Raw genomic sequence first — 18,046 nt, 5'->3', positions numbered from 1 at the left:
ACACTTGTGTGCTCGACACGGTCGCAGCTCAGGTCCGCGCGTTCTAGACCAGGGACTCTTCCGCCCTGACCTTGATGCCGAGGCGGAGGCGGCCTGGTTCGCGGCCTTGTGGGACGGGCTTCAATCACATAGGGCACGGTCTCAGCCGCTCGACCTGGGATGCCCGACGGGGGCGCCGAAGTACTGGGCGATCGCCTCGGCCCGACCCGTAACACCGAACTTGCGGTATACGGAGTGCAGATTATTCTTCACCGTGCGCTCCGCAATACCGAGTGTGCGACCTATCTGACGGTTCGACATTCCGGTCACCAGTAGATGGAAAACCTCATTCTCGCGGTCCGTCAGGGATTCGATCCTGTTGTCGGGCAACAGGGATTCAGGGACGGACGAGTCGGAGCCCGGCTGACGCTCCTGAACCAGGATCTGTAACAAACGAACGATCTCATTGACATCCCGGACCAGCGCCCGGAGACTGCACGCAATTTCCTGGCAGCAGAGTTCTTCTTCGTCAGGCATGACGTCGCCCCCGAGGGATGAGTCTGTTGCTCACACACGGGTCAGCGGCATTGACGCCGGTATGCGGTACAGACAGAGCCGTTATTCCCTGGTTCGTGTAACGGGGAACCCACGATCCGGTCAGCGTTGGTTGCCCAGTGGACGTCCACCTCCGCGCCACGTCTCTGCCTCTTCGTCAGGCCGCCCACACCACCGGTGCGCCAGCGCCCCTGTGGCACCTGGAACCACCCGATGGCACTCCTTCGTACGTGCCGGTCTGTGGCTCATTATGAGCGGGGTTGCCGAGCCGTTACGACGGCACGGGTGAATAAGCGACCAAAGGACTTGGTGCCGTATCGAAGGTACCTAATGCTTCACTGTTTCCGGGTACGAGGTGCGGGCACTCGCGGCTGCATCGAACAAAGAAGGAAAATCACTGACGAGGGAATTCATGGATACCGGTCCCGCATCTGCTGCAGCACGGTTACTCTTCGAACAGGAGCAGATCATCAGGCAGCGTGACAACGCATTGCTGCGCTCAGCACGTGACGGCCGGGTAGGCCGACAGGATCTTCGCCGCATGGTGCAGGCCGACCAACTGTGCCTGGAAACCGAGACAGTGGCCTATGCGGTACTTCTTGCCCGGTTCCCGAGTGGACCGGCTGCTGATCTCTTCACCGGGCTGAACGCTGCCCTGCGCTCGCTCAAGCCGAGCCTCGACCGATGCGCGAGGGCTCTGGACTCGTCCCCCTCCTCCGCTCTCGACCCGTCAAAGGACGCCAACGCGTTCGCCTTCCCCAGGGCGGTTTCCTGGATGTGCCTGCACGCCGGACCCGTCGAGGCCGCGCTGGCACTGCGTTCTGACTTCGCGGCCTACGCACGGGAGTCCCGGGAACTCCTGCGGACGCTGACCGACAATGACATCGAGGTGCCCGAGGCATTCCGTGACCACTACAGCCTGCCGACACCCACGGAGCTGCTCGACCTTGCCGCCGCCGTCGTAGAGGGCGGCGTCCGCGAGGGTGAGTCACCTGACCGCGCCACTTCTGTCGCCGACATGCTGCTGGCCGGCCTCGACGGCTTCTGGCTGTTCGCCGCCGGTGCGCGCCGAGCACCGTCCGCGGTCGCCGCAGGCCCACGAAGTCGGCAGGGGTGACTGCCGTGCGCGTAGGAATAGCGGGCGGCGGGATCGCGGGTCTGACGCTGGCCTGGTTACTTGGCGAGAGCCACGAGGTGCTGCTGCTCGAAGAACGGCCAAGGCTCGGCGGGAACGCGGAGTCCGTCCAGACGACCGTACGAGGCGGTACCTGTGTCATCGACCTCGGTGTCAGGGAGACACCCGTAGAGTCGTCTCCGCTCTGGCGGCACATGGCGGCGTCAGTGGGTATTCCTGCGGGGGATCTGGTGGAGACCACGTCCTCTCGCGTGGTGTTCCGCGAGCGCGAGCGCTCGGCCCTGTGGGTCTCCGCCGCAGACCCCACCGACACGGTGCGGCCGGTCACGGCCGGCGGCCCAGCGTACCGGGCCATGGCCCGCTTCGCCGAGGAATCCGCGCGGTGGGAGGCGGAGGGGATGTCCTGGGACCTCACGCTCGACGAGGTCCTGAACTCCTGGTCGCTGCCATCGTCCTCGGTGGAGCACCTCCTGTGCGCACTGCCGGCTTCGCTCCACGGCTGCACACTGGACGAGGTACGGACCCTGTCCGCGCGGGCGGTAGGGGCGACCCTCACCCCACCGGACGCGGTTCCCCGAACGACGTACCTGCGTTTCGGGGCCACGTCCCTCGTCCACGGACTCGCTGCGGGCTCCCCTTCGGTCAGGATACGACTGGGCACCGGCCTGCTGGCGGTGCGCCAAGCAGGGACGGGCTTCGAACTCGTGGACGGAGCCGGGGCCGTTCACCCGGTGGACGCGGTGGCCCTGGCCCTTCCGGCGGACCGTGCCCTGACCGCACTCTCCGGTCTGGCAGGCACGAGTGCCTGGCAAGCCGCGCTGAACTCCGTCGCGTACCGGAAAGTGACCTACGTCCTGCACCGCGACCCGTACGGGATGCCCGAGGACCGGCACCTGTGGTCCGCCGGCAACACGACCGTGGACGAGCACCGGAGTCAGACGACGACCTGGTACGGCCCCTCGCTGGGTGTCGACCTGTTCGTCAGTCAGGTCGATCACCGCAGCGGGCGGTCGCGCGAGGAACTCGCCCGCTCCTCGTTCCGGACGACTCTTCCCACCCCGGCGGCCTGCCGGGCGCGGCAGCGGCTGGGCGAGATCGAAGCCGGGCAGCGCCTGCTCTTTCTCGGACATTGCACGACCCCGGTGGAAACGCAGGAAGCGGCCATGAGATCGGCTCTGGCCGTGGCACTTCACCTCGCGCCCCGCGGCGCACGGCCGCGGAGGCTGCGCGACTACCTGGAAGGCGGATGACTGATGCGGCATGGCAGCAGTACCACGTATTCCCGGGCTCAGGTGGCCCGGCAGGTGATCCCTTGCATCGACGTGCGCGACGGCGTGGCGACCGACCCGTCCGGAATCCCCGGTCTCGCCGATCCCCTCGACGTCGTAGGCATCGCCGTCGGCTACGCGCACGACGGGGCCGGCCAGTTGTTCCTGGATGTCGTCGACCCCTGGGCTGCCGTCGGCTACCTGCCGGACCTCCTGCGCGAGTTGCACAAGACCGGTCTGGAACTGCTCGTCTCCGTGCAGCACGGAGTCTTGCCGTCGCCTGCGGAGTGTGAGGACTTACTGTCCGCGGGCGCGGACGCGCTCTCGGTCAGTACCAGTATGGTCGAGGAGCCCGACCGGGTGGCGGACGCGGTCCGCCTGCTCGGGGGACGACGGTTCGTCGGCGTCGTGAACTGCTCCGGGGACCGGCAGCGGGGATGGCGGGTGCTCGTCCACGGCGGCGCCACCCGCACAGCCGCGGACGCGCTCACGGTGGCCCGTCGGTTCGGCGAGCTGCGTCTGCGCGCGCTGCTCGCCAACAACGTGGACCGTGAGGGCACGGGCATCGGTTACGACCTGGATCTGACTCGCGCCACCGCCCGCGTGTCCCAACTCCCGGTCATCGCCTCCGGCGGCGCGGGCTCCGCGGGGCAACTGGCCGACGCGCTGTGCGGCGGCGACGCCGCCCACGTACTCGTCAACAAGGTCGTCCACAGCGGCCGGGAGACGATCGGTTCGCTGAGCGAGGAACTGTGCCGGCGCCTCCACGGGGAAGCGGGCTGATCGTGCGGGCCTTGGCTTTTCGCGAATACGGCGAACCTTCCCATGTGCTCCGCCTGTTGGACCTTCCACGGCCCGAACCGGGGCCGGGTGAGGTGCGGGTACGGCTCTCCGCCCGCCCGGTCAACCCCTCGGACCTCCTGTTCGTCCAGGGATCCTACGGTCGCGACGCACGCTTCACCCTGCGACCGAACGGTGGCGGCCAGGAGAGCGGCTGGGCTGTCGCCGGGTTCGAGGGCGCAGGCATCGTGGACGCTCTGGGCCCCGGTACGAGCGGCCCTGTACCAGGCACCCTCGTGGCGGTCTCCGCCACGGGGACCTGGCAGGAGCACGTCTGCGTACCCGGCACCTCGGTGATCCCGGTCTCACGCGGCGTTTCCGCCGAGGCCGCCTGCCAGCTCACCGTGAACCCCTTCACCGCCCACCTGCTCGTGCGTGACATCGCCCTCGGCCCCGGCGACACGCTGCTCCTCACCGCGGGTGCCTCCGCGGTGAGCCGAATGGTGATCCGCCTGGCGAGCGAGCGCGGTGTCCGGTGCTTGCCCGTGGTCAGGCACCGCGAGCAAGCACGCGCGCTGACCCGCCCGGGTACGCGGCCCCTGACGGTCGGCTCCGCCGACGCTCTCCTCGGGGCGGTGCGCGGCGCCCTGGAACACGGCCGAGTGGACGCGGTGCTGGACGCGGTCGGTGGGGCTCTCGGCACCGCGGCGCTGCGGTGCCTGCGTCCCGCCGGGCGGTTCGTCTCCTACGGCATGCTGTCCGGTCACCCCCTCCTGGTGCGTCCCGACGACCTGGTCTTCCGACAGGTGAGCATCAGCGGTTTCTGGTTGCCCGCCCGTATGGAGCGTCTGGGCGAGCGCGAGCTGAGCACCCTCACCCGGCAAGTCCAGGAAGCCGTCGTGCGTGGCCTGCCCGGCCTCGATGTCGCGGAGCGCCGTGACCTCGCGGACTTCCAGTCCGCACTCGAACGCACGATGCGGCCCGGACGCGGCGGAAAGGTCGTGCTCACTGGCTGATCACGACCGCTCCCGCACGTGCCGACCGGACCTCTCACGAAAGGACGCACGCATGCCGTCGACGGCGCCCACCCCGGACGGCCGCACCCCCGGGCACGTCCGCGCATACGACAACACCCGTACCGGCTACCCCCGCGACGTCCTGCTCCCGGACTTGTTCACCCAGCGGGTACGGCAGTCCCCCGACAGCGAGGCGCTGGTGTGGAGCGGCGGCCGCTGGACGTTTCGGGAACTCCACGACAGGGTGCTCCGCGCCGCCGAACGGTTACGGGCCCGCGGCGTGGGCAACGGTGACGTCGTCGCCGTGCTCCTGAACCGCTCCCCGCAGTCGGTGGTGACCACGCTCGCCGTCCTGGAGGCAGGCGCCGTCCACCTGCCCCTCGACCCCGGCACCCCCGGCAGACGGCTCGCCGCGATGATCCGGGACGCCGCTGCGAAATGTCTGGTGACCCTGCCCGGCGCCGCTGTCCCTTCGTCCCTCCCGCTCGTCCGTGTCACCACCCACGAGCTGGAAGGGACATGGGCGGCCCGGACGGAACCGTGCCGCACCACGGGACGGCTGGCGACAGACGCCGCGTACCTCATCTACACCTCCGGCTCGACCGGTGTACCCAAGGGCGTGCTGTGCCACCACCGGGGGCTGGTCCGCTTCGTGACCGCCGACCATCCGGCGGTTCCCGGGCCTGGCGACCGCCTGCTCGCCACGGCCAGCCCGACGTTCGACGTCTCCTGCTACGAGATCTTCTGCACCTTGCTCAACGGAGCGTGCCTGGTGCTGCCGGAACCCGACGTCCTGCTCGACACGGAGGCGCTGGCGCAGTGCCTGCGCGATCAGGGCATCACCACCCTGTGGCTGGCTGCCGGGCTGTTCCACGTTCACGCCGGATCCGCGCCCCACATGTTCTCCGGACTGCGCTGTCTGATGGTAGGCGGCGACTCGGTCAGCCCCGGCGCAGTCCGCGCCGTACTGGCCCACGGCGCGCCGGGCGCCATGGTCAACGGCTACGGGCCGACGGAGAACGGCGTCATCAGCACCTCGTACACGGTTCGCGACCTGTCCGAGCAGGCGGAGCTCGTACCTATCGGCAGGCCGGTACCCGCCACCACCGTCCACGTGGTCCGACGCGACGGCAGCCTGGCCGAGGCCGGGGAGGAGGGGGAGCTGTGGGTGGGCGGGGACGGCGTGGCGATCGGCTACCTCAACGACCCGGAACGGACCTCGGAGCGCTTCGTCCCCGACCGTTTCGGTGACGATCCGCGCGGCCGCCTCTACCGGACGGGCGACATCGTGCGCCGGCGGGACGACGGCGTGCTGGAGTTCCTGGGGCGCACGGACAGGCAGGTGAAGCTGCGGGGCTTCCGGATCGAGCTGGACGAGGTCGAGGCCGTGCTGTGCGGCCATCCAGACGTCCGGGAGGCCGCTGTCGACATGCTGGGCGAAGGACCGGGGCAGCACTTGGGCGCGGTCATGGTCGGCCAGCCGGGCATTGACGGCACCGTCCTGGCCGCGCGTCTGCACGACCACGTCCGGGGCCGCCTGCCGGCCCACATGGTGCCCAGCAGGCTGGTCTGCGTCCCGGACCTGCCGCTGACGACGAGCGGCAAGGCGGATCACGCCCGCCTCATGGCCCGGCTCACGCAGCCGGCGGCCGGTGGATGCGGGGGCGGAGCGCCGGCATGCGCGGACGAGAGGGCCGTCGAGCGGATCTGGTGCGAGGCGCTGGACAGGGAAACCCTTTGCCGGGAGGACGACTTCTTCGCTTTGGGCGGCACCTCGCTGACGGCGACACACGTCGCCGCGGCCACCCGCCGCCACTTCGGCATCGCCCCGGCCAACGGCAGTGCCCTCGTCCGCGAGCTGCTGAACAATCCGACCCTCGGGGCTTTCACGGAGCGGGCGCGGCATCTCGCCGAGCAGGGGACGGCGCGGGCGTCACACACCAAGCCGGACTTCCACGCGGAAGCGCGACTGCACCGGGCGATGCCCTTCACCGGGCCCCTGCCCCAAGCCGGAAACCCCGGACGGGCGTTCGTCACCGGTTGCACCGGCTTCCTTGGCGTCCATCTCGTCGATCGGCTCCTGCGGGCCGGTGCGGAACACCTGTACTGCCTCGTCCGCACCCGGGACAAAGCGCACGGCGCCGCGCGCATGGCCGCCCGGATGCGACGCTACGGCCTGGACCCGCACATCCTGGGCGGCCGGGTCACGGTGGTCCCCGGCGACCTGTCCACTGAGCGGTTCGGGCTCGACCGCGCCGCCTGGGAGCGGCTGGCACAAGACACCGATCTCATCGTGCACTGCGGCGCACGGGTCAACTTCGCCTACCCCTACGAAGCGTTGGCTCCGGACAACGTCGGCGGCACACGTACGGTCATCGAACTGGCCGCCACGCACCGGCTCAAACCTCTGCACCACATCTCCACCGTCGATGTGCTCGCCGGCCTTGGCCTCGCGGGCGTCCGACACGCGACGGAGCGCACGCGGCTCGCCCATCCCGACCGGCTGCCAGGCGGTTACGCGCAAACCAAGTGGGTCGCCGAGAAGCTGGTGGCGGAAGCCGCGCGTCGGGGGCTTCCCGCGTCGATCATCCGCCCATGCGAGGTCACGGGCACCAGTGACCGGGGGGTGTGGAACGCCGACACCCTGATGTGCGCGCTGTTCCGCACGATCGCGCAAGGCGGCGAGGCCCCCGACGTGCCGTTGCCGCTCGACCTCGTCCCCGTGGACCACACGGCGGACGTGATCACCCGGGTGGTCACCCACCAGCATCCCGACGGCCGCGTCTACCACCTCACCAATCCCGACCCGGCACGCCTGTCCCTGCTCGTGGACCGTCTGCGTGCCATGTCCTACCGGGTGCGCACGGTCACATACCGGGACTGGGTCTCCGGGGTCGTCCGGGCGATCGATACGGACCCCCGGCACCCGATGACGCCGTACCTCCCCCTGCTCGTCGAGTCCGCGTCCGGCACGGGCATCGCCCCCGAGCAGCCGTACTTCACGAGCACGTTTCCCCGGCTCGGCCGCGACAACACCGGCCGTGTGTCGACGGACGCCGGGCTGGCCTGCCCGCCGGTGGACGCCCGGCTGATCGACCTCTACCTCCGACGTCTCCGGGAGAGCGGGTACCTACCGCCACCGGAAGCCACCGACGTCGTCGCCTGAGGCGTACACCCACCCGAACCGGCGACGGTCGCCCGTCGCCGACCACCACCGAAGGGAATCACATGACCACCCGAAACCACACCGACGCCAAAGCCCTGGCGGAAGACGTCCGGCAGCGCCTCACCGGCGAAGCGCCCGGCAGCCCGCTCGTCCTGGCACCCGTCACGGGCCCCGGCGTCCTGGAACCCCTGCGCCGTCTGGTCGCGGTCGAGTACCAGGCCCACCCGGTCGAACTCGTCGCGTACGGCACCCTGCTGGCCCGGTTCCCCCACCGGCCCGCCGCCGAACTCTGGGTGACTCTGGCACGCATCGTCCACGAGGCCACGCCCAAGCTGCGCGAGGTAGCCCGGGCCCTCGGGATGTCCGAGACCGACTTGGCGGGCCGGACGGCGGACGGCGGCGCCTACGCCTTCCACGGCGCCATGTCCTGGATCGCCACATCCGGAAGCCAGAGCGCGGCAGCCCTGGCCGCCCACACCGACATGCAGGTCTACTACTCCGGCGCCACCGCCGTCGCACGACGCCTGCGGGAGACGGGCGCCCCGGTGCCGCAGGAGTTCCTCGACTACTACGACGACCCCGGCGACGGCGCTCTGGAGGAACTCGCCCTGGCCGTCGCCCAGGACGGCCTCGACCGCGGCGACAACCCCCAAGAGGCGCTGTTCCACGCCCACCGCGTCTCGGACGCGCTGCTGGGCGTCTGGAAGGCCACGACGGCCGACCCGGCCTGAACCAGTGAACCTGCGGCGCCGGAACGACCACCCCGGCACCGCACGACCTATCGAAAGGAAGCCGTCTTGAACGGCACCGACGAATCGACGTACGAGGTACTGCCGAGCCGCCAAAGCGATCCGTTCCGAGACCACGTGGTCCGGGCCTACGAGGACTCCCCGGCAGACTGGCAGAAGGTCATAGGCGAGCAACTGCACTTCCAGTGGGGCGTCTTCGGCCATCCGGACGCGCCTCGCCCCGTGTCCCTCGACGAGGCAGGGCTCCGGTACCTGGAACAGCAACTCGCCCTCGCCACAGGCGAGAGGACCGGACACACGCGCCCGCAACGCATCCTGGACGTGGGATGCGGGTGGGGAGCGACGCTGAGGCACCTCGCGCAGGTCTTCCCCGGCTGTCCACGCCTGGACGGCGTGAACATCAGCGCCGAGCAACTCGCGCACTGCGCCGGCCTCGTGCGCGACGTGCCCCGACCGGGCCGCGTCCGCCTGTATCTGTGCGACGCCGCCGACATCGCCGAGTTGCCCGACCCGGAACAGCCCTACGACCTGGCGCTCGCCCGGGGAGTCATCACGCACCTCCCCCCTCGGGTGTACGAGGCCGCGACCGCGGCGCTGTCCCGGCGCATGCGGCCGGGGTCGCTGCTCGTCGTCTCCGAGACGCTCTACAGCGAGGAGTTCCTGGCCCGTGAGCCGCGGCTGCCCGCGGACGCGGACCATCTGGCGCTGGAGCACCGCAAGTCGCTGCGCTATGTCACCGACGTCATGCGGGACAACGGCTTCCGGATCAGGGACGAGCGAGTGCTGCCCTGCGCGGAGGACGCCGCCCGCTGGGTGCTGGAGCTCAAGAGCAACATCGACGTCCACTTCCCCAAGGAGGCGAGCCCACCCCTGGAGGCGATTCGGCGCATGGCCGCGGATTTGGCGGTCGCCCTGCTCCGACGGGAAGCGTCGGTCCACAGCATCGTCGCCGAACGAATTCCCGCATAGGGCACTCGGTACCGGCCTCCCTTGGCGCGGCGCCGAGCGGCCCCTCCTGGGCGGCGGATCGTGAGGTCCGCCGTCACCGCGGCGCCGAGCGGCAATTCCCGTACGCGCGCCCGACATCTCGCCCCGGGTACTGGCGCGCAAGGTGCCCGACGGGCCGAACCGCACACATCCGCGTCAGCCATCAGCGGATGACGCCGGAGAACGACGACCTCGACCACCTAACCGAATCCAAGGAGTCGACGTGGCAACATCAGGCGAAACCACCCCCACCTCCCTGCCCCAGCATGCTCATGACTGGAATCAGGTGTCCGCGACCTACCCCCGGACGGCCACCATTCCTCTGCTCTTCGCGGAACAGGCCGACGCCCGGCCCGAAGCGACGGCCGTCGAATGGGCGGACGGCGCATGGACTTACCAGGAGCTGGCAGCACGAGTCCGGCGCGGCGCCACGGCGCTGCGGGCGCACGGGATCGGCGCCGGGGATGTGGTAGGGGTGGCAATGCGGCGGTCCCCGGCGGCGGTGGCCGCCATCCTCGCGGTCCTGCACGCGGGCGGGGTGTATCTCCCGCTCGGTCCGGATCAGCCCGCCGACCGGCTGACCGGGATCATGCGGGACGCCGGCGTCCGGGTGGCTGTGCACGGTGCGGACGAACCCGTGGAGGTGCCGGACTCCACGACCGCCGTCTGCGCCGACGACTTGTTCGGTGGCCCCGAGGACGCCGATCCCCGGTGGTGGGGTGAACGTGCCGCCGATGAAGCGGCGTACGTCATCTACACATCGGGATCGACCGGCGCTCCCAAGGGCGTGGTGTGTCCCCACCGCGGCCAGACCAGGCTGGCCCGCGGGGCGGGGGAACTGCGCATCCGGCCCGACGACCGCGTCCTCGCCACCACCGATCTGACGTTCGATGTCTCCTGCTTCGAGATCTTCGCCACTCTGCTGAACGGCGCCTGCCTCCTCCTCGCGCAGGACTCGGAGCTGCTGGACTCCAAGGCGCTGGAGAACGTGGTGAGCGGCCGGGGCGTCAGCGTGATGTGGCTGAGCGCGGGCCTCTTCCACCAGCACGCCCACGTCGCACCCCACCTCTTCGCCGGGCTGCGTCTTCTCGTCGCGGGCGGTGATGTACTCAGCCCTCGCGCCGTGCGGGCCGTTCTGACGGAGAGCCGGCCCGCCGTGTTCCTCAACGGCTACGGGCCCACCGAGAACTCCTCCTTGTCCACCGTCTGCCGGTTGGACGAGCTGTCCTCGCAGGCCGAGAACGTGCCCATCGGGACGCCGGTCGCGGGCTCGACCGCCTACGTGGTGCGCGAGGACGGCACGGTCGCCGCCCCCGGTGAGACGGGCGAACTCTGGGTCGGCGGGGATGGTGTTGCCCTGGGGTACCTCGGCGAACCGCACAGGACGGCGGAACACTTCGTCGAGGACCGATGGAGCCCCGCCGACATACGTGGACGGCTCTACCGCACCGGCGACATGGCACGGTGGCGCGAGGACGGAGCGCTCGAATTCCTCGGGCGGCGCGACCGGCAGGTCAAGATCCGCGGTTACCGCGTCGAGCTGGACGAGGTCGAGTCCGTGCTGTCGGCACATCCGCACGTGCGTCAGGCGGCGGTCGATGTCGTCGGCGAAGGGGCGGGGCAGCGGCTGATGGCCGCTGTCGTGGTGCACAGCGGACGTGACCAGAAGGACCTCACGGCTCACCTGCACGAGCACGTACGCGACCGGCTACCCAGCTACATGACGCCGACGCGCATCGCGCTGGTGGACGCACTCCCCCTCACCTCCAGTGGCAAGGTCGACCGCAGGTCGCTGTCCGCCCTCGCCACACCCGCCGCTTCCGCCCGCGACGACGCGCCCCGCGGAGAGGTGGAGGAGATCCTCGCGAGCGTGTGGCGCGATGTCCTCAATGCGGACATGGTCGGACGCGATGCGCACTTCTTCGCTCTCGGCGGTACGTCGCTGCGTGCCACACAGGTCACCGCCGCGGTGCGCGAACGCCTCGGAGTGCCGGCCGAGTTCGGGCGTGCGATGATCCGCAGCCTGGTCGCGGACCCGTCCCTGCGGGACTTCGCCGCGACGGTGCAGGATTTACTCGACGGTCACGAAGAACCCATCGCCCCGGACACCGACTTCGCGATCGAGAGCCGACTCGACCCGGAGCTGCGTTACACCGCGCCCGCCACGGCCGCGGCCCGGGTCCCGCGCCAGGTGCTGCTGACCGGCTCAACCGGCTTCCTGGGGGTCTACCTCGTCGACCGGCTGCTGCGGGACGGCGTGGAGCGAGTACACTGCCTGATCCGCGCCGACGACTCACCTCGGGCCCTCGCGCGGCTGGCGGCCAGGATGCGGCGCTACGGCCTCGACCCCGAACCGCTGCTGGACCGTGTCGTCCCCGTCTGCGGAGAGCTGGCCGAGCCGCACTTCGGGCTGTCCGACGAAGAGTGGGACCGGCTCGCCCGTGAGATCGACCTGATTGTGCACTGCGGCGCCCGGGTCAACTTCGCCTACCCCTACCACGCGCTCGCGCCGATCAACGTCGGTGGCACCCGCACCGTCCTGGAGCTGGCGGGCGAGCACACCACCAAGCCGCTCCATTACATCTCCACCATCGCGGTGATCGCCGGATTCGGCACCGCCGGTGTGGCGCACGTCGACGAGAACACGCCTCTCGACCACGTCGACCGCTTGTCCCTGGGCTACCCCGAGACCAAATGGGTCGCGGAGAACCTTGTCGTCGAGGCCGGACGACGCGGCCTGCCCACGGCCGTCCACCGCCCCTACGAGGTGACCGGCACCGTGGACCGGGGCGTGTGGAACACCGACACCATGATGTGCGCCCTGTTCCGGACCATCGCCGAGACCGGCCTCGCCCCGGACATGGCCCTGCCGCTGGACTTCGTGCCGGTGGACTACACCGCGGACGCGATCACACACCTCATCACCCACCAGGAACCCGACGGCCGCGTCTACCACCTCACCAACCCTCGCCCCGCCCGCCTGCCGCTAATCGTGGAACGCCTGACCGCCATGGGATATCCGGTACGGACCGTGCCCTACGACGCGTGGACGGAGATGCTCGCCAAGCTGACGGCCCGGCTGCCCGACCACCCCATGGCCCCATATGTCGCCATGTTCATCGAACCGGCCCGGGACAGTGAGGTCTCGGTCAAGCAGATGTACACCGACGGTGTCTTCCCCGCCTTCAGCCGCCACAACACCGACGCCGCACTCGCCGGCAGCGGACTTGTCTGTCCGCCCGTCGATGCCGGGCTGCTCGACACCTACCTGCGCGAATTCAGGCACAGCGGGTTCCTTGCGCCGCCCTCCGCATCCAACCGCGCCGCATCTGATCCCGGGGACATCGCATGACGTCGCGCCACCATATCGGCATGTCGCGTAAGTTGTCGGGTGTCTCCTACAGTCTGCGTGGGCCGCTCGCGGCACAGGCCGAACGCATGCGAGCCGCCGGGGAGGACGTACTCACGCTGAGTCTCGGAGACCCTGCCACGCACGGTCTGCCACCCGCCCGTGAAGTGGTGCAGGCGGTACGTGACCGCCTCGACGACTCCTGCGGATACAGCGGCGCCGCCGGGCTCCCGGAGGCCCGTGATGCGGTGGCCCAGCACTACCGCGGCAAGGGACTCGACACCGTACGGTCGTGCGACGTCTACCTCGGCAACGGAGTTTCGGAACTCGCACCGCTGTCCCTGCACGCGCTCCTGGACCCCCACGACCAGGTTCTCATCCCGGCACCGGACTATCCCATGTGGACCGCCTCCGTCGTCGTGGCAGGCGGGCGGCCGGTGCACTATCCGTGCGACGAAGCCTCCGACTGGTACCCGGACCCGGGTGACATCGCCCGCCGGGTGACCGACCGGACACGGGCCATCGTGGTGATCAACCCCAACAACCCCACCGGCGCAGTATGGCCTCGCGGGGTCCTCGACGGCATCGCCGACATCGCCCGCAGGCACGGCTTGGTCCTCCTGGCCGACGAGATCTACGCCGACTTCCTCTACGACGACACCCGTCACACGCCGCTCGCGAAGTGCGCCCCGGACGTACCCTGCCTGACGTTCGGAGGGTTGTCCAAACGCAGCCGCATCCCCGGCTACCGCATGGGATGGCTGGCACTGACCGGTTGCCGCGGCCCCGCGCGCGACTACGTCGCCGCGCTCGACACCCTCGCGTCGCTGCGGCTGTGCCCGAACGTTCCCGCGCAAGGCGCCGTGGCAGCCGCGCTGCGCATCGACGACACAACGGCGTTGACCGCCCCAGGAGGTGCACTGTGCCTTCGACGAGACCACCTGTGTCGCCTGCTCGCCGACATCCCAGGCGTACGAACCGTCAAACCCCGCGGCGCGTTCTACGTCTTCCCCCGCATCACTCCCGGTCAGTACCGTCTGGGCGACGACGAGAGCCTGGCCTCCGACCTGCTGCACGAGGAGGGGCTGTTCGTCGTTCCCGGGTCCGGCCTCGGACCGGTTCCATCCGGCCACCTGCGCATGGTCACCCTGCCCCCGCCCGACGTCCTCACCGAAGCGACCACCAGGCTGGCTCGTTTCCTTGAGCGCCGCAGAACAACCGGCCCGTCGACGACGAACCGTGGCAGCTCGCCCAGGCCCCTCCGCCGTAACGGTGAGGAGCGTCAGCCTCCTGTCTGAGGAGCACGACGGCACCCCGCCTGGTGCAGCACCTCACCAGCTACGCCGGCCCGCTCTCATCTGCGCTGCAAACGACTCGACTGCCTCATCCCACGGTATGGAATTCCGCGGTGTTGTTGAAGGCTTTCGTGTCCACCTGGATCAGGGCACCGGTCTCCCGCTGCCAGTTCGGTGCCTCGTCGCGTATGTGTTCCACAAGGTCCTTGGTCTTCTCGTCCGCCGGGCCCTTCTTCGGCACGACTTGGACGACCGCGCTCTTGCCGCCGTCGAGGGACTGCGGCCTGCCGACCGCGGCGACGCCCTCGGTGGCCTTCAGCTCCTTGGTGAGAGCGGTTGTACCCTGCCGGGGTCATCCGTGTGCGAGGTGTCCGCGAGGATCAGCAGCGGGCCGTTGAAACTTGGGCCGAACTTCTCCGAGACGACGTCGTACGCCTTGCGTCGGGTGCCGTCGACGGCCGCGGAGCCGTTGTCCGGTAGGGCGGGCTGGAGGTCCCTGGCGCGTACAGCGACGGCGAGCAGGCCGAGCAGCACGGCGAGCAGGGTCGGCATCGGACGCCGTACGGCGGCACGGCCCCAACGTTCGCCGAAGGGCCGCCGCCCACCGTGGTCCGGCTGCTGCGTGGCGCGCTCGCGGCGGGCGGCACGCGAGCCCGGCTTCGGGCGCAGCCACTCTCCTGCGAAGCCCATCATCGCGGGCAGCAGGGTGGTCGAGACGGCGACCGCGATCAGAACGGCGCTGGCCCCGGCCAGCCCCATCACGGTCAGAAAGGGGATGCGGACGACGGCCAGGCCGCACAGCGCGGTGATCACCGTGAGCCCGGCGAAGTGTGCCATCACGGCGGACTTTCCCGCCCATGCCGGGGCAACCCAGCACCAGTAGCCGGCGTCAGCACGGTCCGCAGGGACATCGTGCGCACGGACGGCACTCCGGACAGCGTGTCCGCGCGGCCCACCACAAGGACTGACAGAGTCTGCCAGCGCTGGGAGCCCTCTGGGACTTTTCTGGGACTTCCGGCTGCATCGAGGGGCATGAGCGTGAAACAACCGAAAGCCCATTCGCGCAGGTCAGCGCATCACGACCCGCCATCACCGCAGGTCAAGGCGCCGGCTGGTCTCTTCCGGGACATCTGAACAGCACGGTGTCGTGCCCCTTCCCGGGAAGGGGCACGACACCTCGGCATGCCGTCGGTCCTTTGTGCCGGGAGCCGTCGTCACCGGCCGGGCTGGAAGACGGCGCGTACGCAGCCGTCGAGTTTCTCCTTGAAGAGGTGGTATCCCTTCGGCCCGTCGTCGAGGGACATGACGTGGGTGGCCAGGTGGGCCGTCTCCAGCTCGCCCCTTTCCATGCGCTCCAGGAGCATGGGGATGTAGCGGTGGCCGTGCTGCTGGGCGCCGCGCAGGGTCAGGCCCTTGTTCATCACCGCGCCCAGCGGGAACTTGTCGACGAAGCCCGCGAAGACGCCGAGGATGAACACGCTGCCGCCCTTGCGGCATGCCTGGATGGCCTGGCGCGCGGCGGCGGACCGGTCGGTCTGCAGACGCAGCTGCTGCTTGGCCTGGTCGTAGAGCTGCTGGGCCCCGGAGCTGTGGGCTTCCATGCCGACGGCCTCGATGCACACGTCCGGGCCGCGGCCGCCGCTCATCTCGCGCAACTCGGCGTCGATGTCGGTCTTCTCGTAGTTCAGGGTCTCCGCGCCGACGTGCCGGCGGGTCATGTCCAGACGGTACTCGAAGCGGTCGATGGCGATGACCCGGTCGGCGCCCAGCAGTAGCGCCGCCCGCGCGGCCATCTGGCCGACCGCTCCGCACCCCCACACGGCGACCACGTCGCCCGGTTTCACCCCGCCGAGGTCGGCACCCATCCACCCGGTGGGCGCCGAGTCGGATGCGAACAGCGCCGTGGTGTCGTCCAGGGCGTCCGGCACCGGGAAGGCCCCCTGGTCCGCGTACGGAACGCGGATGTACTCGGCATGGCTGCCGGCGAAGCCGCCCAGGGCGTGGGAGTAGCCGTAGCAGCCGCCCGGGGCGGAACCCCAGAGATGCTCGGTGATGCCGGGATTGGTGTTGCCGTTGTCGCAGAGGGAGAAGAGGCCCTGCTTGCAGTACCAGCAGCGGCCGCAGGAGATGAAGGAGCAGACCACCACGCGGTCGCCCGTCTTGTGCCGCTGCACCCGCGGTCCGGTCTCGACGACCTCGCCGACGAATTCGTGGCCGAGGATGTCGCCGGCCCGCATGAACGGGATGTACCCGCCCAGCAGGTGCAGGTCCGAGCCGCAGGTCACGGTCTGTGACACTTTGACGATCGCGTCCTGCTCGTTGCGGATCGCGGGGTCGGGTGTCTGCTCGACGGACAGGTCGTTGGTGCCCTGCCAGGTCAGTGCCTTCACAGCCGTCCCTCCCCTCGGGCCTTTTCGATCAACTTGTCCAGCGGGCGCCCGGTGACCGTGGGCCGGTTGGTCGACGGCCAGTCGGGGAGGAGGATCTCTCCCGTCTCGACCAGCGCCTTGGCCTGCCGCAGCGCGGTCCGCAGTTCCTGGACCGTGGCGTGTCCGGTCACCGGCTCGGCGTTGCCCTGCGGTCCGGCATGCTCCTTGTCGTGCAGCCGGCAGGCCAGTTCCGTCCCGCGTTCCCCGGGGGCGGGGCGCAGCCGGGTGTCGATGGCGTCGCCGAGCCGGGCGAGCGGCTCCGGCGGTTTCCCGCCGGGCGCCACCTCCTCGGCGGACGCGCACACGGTCATCACGTGCCACCGCCTCTCGGACTCCCCGGCGTGGGAGGTTCCCGGTCGGATGGCTTCGCCGGCGCGGCGGGCCGCCGAGACCGCGGCGCCCAGGGCCTCGGTTCCCATGCTGACCGCGGTGGAGACCGCGCCGCCTGCTGTGGGCTTCTTCACGACTTCGTTCCCTTCCCAACGGCGATGTCCCAGGCCGCCCGTCGCACGGGTCCGCGGGATGTCCTGCGGGCGCGTGGGCGCGGCTCTAGGTGCCGGAGACCGGGCGGCCGGCATGGGAGAACTGCTCGACGATGGCGGCGCAGAAGGCCGGCAGGTCCGCGGGTGACCTGCTCGAGGTGAACTGGCCGTCGATGACGACTTCCTCGTCGACGACCTCGGCTCCCGCATGACGCAGATCCGTGCGGATGCTCGGCCACGAGGTGAGGCGGCGTCCGCGCACGACATCGGCCTCCACCAGGGTCCACGGGCCGTGGCAGATCGTGGCCACGGGCTTGCCCGAGTCCACGAAGGTCTTGACGAAGCCGACGGCGTCCTCGTTGACCCGGAGCTGGTCGGGGTTCATGGTGCCGCCGGGCAGCAGCAGGGCGTCGTAGTCGTCGGCGGAGGCGTCCGAGACGAGCCGGTCGACGGGGAAGGTCCCTGCGGGGTTCAGGTCCCATTGGCGGGCCTGGATTTCGCCGGGGTGGATGGAGAGGACCTCTGTCTCCGCCCCGGCGCCGTGCAGGGCGCCGCGTGGCTGCTCGAGTTCGACGCGTTCGACGCCGTCGGCCGCCAGGATCGCGACCTTCCGGCCGCGCAGTTCGTGTGTCATCGTGCTCATCCCTTCAGTGAAGGACCGGGGAGGCTGCTCGGCGAGGGAGCGGTGAGGGTTGCCGCCCGGTCGCGGTGTGGACGTGACGCGTGCCATGGGATTGACGCGTGTCATCACCAGTGGATCCATGGCTCGACCGCACAAGCGGGTGCAGGTCCGGCCTGCCGAGCGCGCGCGTCAAGCGGGTCCGCCGTCCGCCCCACCGGGCCGGACGCCGTTCGT

At 70.1% G+C, this 18,046-nt stretch carries 15 protein-coding genes; 9 read left to right on the top strand and 6 right to left on the bottom strand.

What is annotated here, in order from left to right:
* Nucleotides 1–141: 141 nt before the first annotated feature.
* A complete protein-coding gene (locus tag ACSP97_RS27475; protein ID WP_078967726.1) occupies nt 142–516 on the bottom strand; it encodes a helix-turn-helix domain-containing protein in 375 nt (124 codons plus the stop codon).
* Between the two features lie 430 nt (nt 517–946).
* Between ACSP97_RS27475 and ACSP97_RS27470 the strand changes: the two genes are divergently transcribed.
* From ACSP97_RS27470 to ACSP97_RS27430, 9 genes are all read left to right on the top strand, one after another.
* The gene (locus ACSP97_RS27470; RefSeq protein WP_355148458.1) at nt 947–1,651 is read left to right on the top strand and encodes a hypothetical protein; all 705 of its coding nucleotides are present in this window, start codon (nt 947–949) and stop codon (nt 1,649–1,651) included.
* A 5-nt stretch (nt 1,652–1,656) separates the two neighbouring features.
* Nucleotides 1,657–2,919: an NAD(P)-binding protein gene (locus tag ACSP97_RS27465; RefSeq protein WP_355148460.1), complete on the top strand. Its 1,263-nt coding sequence runs from the start codon at nt 1,657–1,659 to the stop codon at nt 2,917–2,919.
* Nucleotides 2,920–2,973: 54 nt separating this feature from the next.
* On the top strand, nt 2,974–3,720 hold the full coding sequence (locus ACSP97_RS27460; protein ID WP_172636756.1) for a HisA/HisF-related TIM barrel protein: 747 nt from the start codon (nt 2,974–2,976) through the stop codon (nt 3,718–3,720).
* A 44-nt stretch (nt 3,721–3,764) separates the two neighbouring features.
* Nucleotides 3,765–4,733, top strand: a complete 969-nt coding sequence (locus ACSP97_RS27455) for a zinc-dependent alcohol dehydrogenase family protein (RefSeq protein WP_440554709.1) — start codon at nt 3,765–3,767, stop codon at nt 4,731–4,733.
* A 52-nt stretch (nt 4,734–4,785) separates the two neighbouring features.
* Complete coding sequence (locus ACSP97_RS27450; protein WP_440554707.1) at nt 4,786–7,899, top strand: amino acid adenylation domain-containing protein; 3,114 nt, start codon at nt 4,786–4,788, stop codon at nt 7,897–7,899.
* A gap of 62 nt (nt 7,900–7,961) precedes the next feature.
* The gene (locus tag ACSP97_RS27445; RefSeq protein WP_037662891.1) at nt 7,962–8,630 is read left to right on the top strand and encodes a hypothetical protein; all 669 of its coding nucleotides are present in this window, start codon (nt 7,962–7,964) and stop codon (nt 8,628–8,630) included.
* 66 nt (nt 8,631–8,696) lie between these two features.
* A complete protein-coding gene (locus tag ACSP97_RS27440; RefSeq protein WP_037662890.1) occupies nt 8,697–9,617 on the top strand; it encodes an SAM-dependent methyltransferase in 921 nt (306 codons plus the stop codon).
* Nucleotides 9,618–9,858: 241 nt separating this feature from the next.
* Entirely contained in the window at nt 9,859–12,987 is a 3,129-nt protein-coding gene (locus ACSP97_RS27435) for an amino acid adenylation domain-containing protein (protein WP_440554703.1), read from the top strand.
* On the top strand, nt 12,984–14,282 hold the full coding sequence (locus tag ACSP97_RS27430; RefSeq protein WP_355148472.1) for an aminotransferase class I/II-fold pyridoxal phosphate-dependent enzyme: 1,299 nt from the start codon (nt 12,984–12,986) through the stop codon (nt 14,280–14,282). Before ACSP97_RS27435 ends, ACSP97_RS27430 begins: the two co-directional genes overlap by 4 nt.
* Before the next feature lie 85 nt (nt 14,283–14,367).
* Here ACSP97_RS27430 and ACSP97_RS27425 read toward each other — a convergent pair whose 3' ends face one another.
* The 5 genes from ACSP97_RS27425 to ACSP97_RS27405 form a co-directional block, all read right to left on the bottom strand.
* Nucleotides 14,368–14,520: a hypothetical protein gene (locus tag ACSP97_RS27425; protein ID WP_157854636.1), complete on the bottom strand. Its 153-nt coding sequence runs from the start codon at nt 14,518–14,520 to the stop codon at nt 14,368–14,370.
* Between the two features lie 74 nt (nt 14,521–14,594).
* Nucleotides 14,595–15,116, bottom strand: coding sequence for an MMPL family transporter (locus ACSP97_RS27420; RefSeq protein ID WP_355148474.1), 522 nt, complete (start codon nt 15,114–15,116; stop codon nt 14,595–14,597).
* 377 nt (nt 15,117–15,493) lie between these two features.
* Nucleotides 15,494–16,669 carry a zinc-dependent alcohol dehydrogenase gene (locus ACSP97_RS27415; protein WP_355148476.1) on the bottom strand — a complete coding sequence of 392 codons (1,176 nt, stop codon included), beginning with the start codon at nt 16,667–16,669 and terminating at the stop codon, nt 15,494–15,496.
* Nucleotides 16,666–17,172, bottom strand: coding sequence for a hypothetical protein (locus ACSP97_RS27410; RefSeq protein WP_440554700.1), 507 nt, complete (start codon nt 17,170–17,172; stop codon nt 16,666–16,668). The genes ACSP97_RS27415 and ACSP97_RS27410 overlap by 4 nt, the downstream gene beginning before the upstream one ends.
* A gap of 85 nt (nt 17,173–17,257) precedes the next feature.
* On the bottom strand, nt 17,258–17,824 hold the full coding sequence (locus ACSP97_RS27405; RefSeq protein WP_355148675.1) for a type 1 glutamine amidotransferase domain-containing protein: 567 nt from the start codon (nt 17,822–17,824) through the stop codon (nt 17,258–17,260).
* Nucleotides 17,825–18,046 lie beyond the last annotated feature (222 nt).

Origin of the sequence: Streptomyces sp. SCPE 10, assembly GCF_051980735.1 — a bacterium.
Taxonomy (GTDB): Bacteria; Actinomycetota; Actinomycetes; order Streptomycetales; family Streptomycetaceae; genus Streptomyces; species Streptomyces misionensis.
Note: the sequence above shows the minus strand (reverse complement) of the source record. Positions and strands in the feature narration are given on the sequence as shown.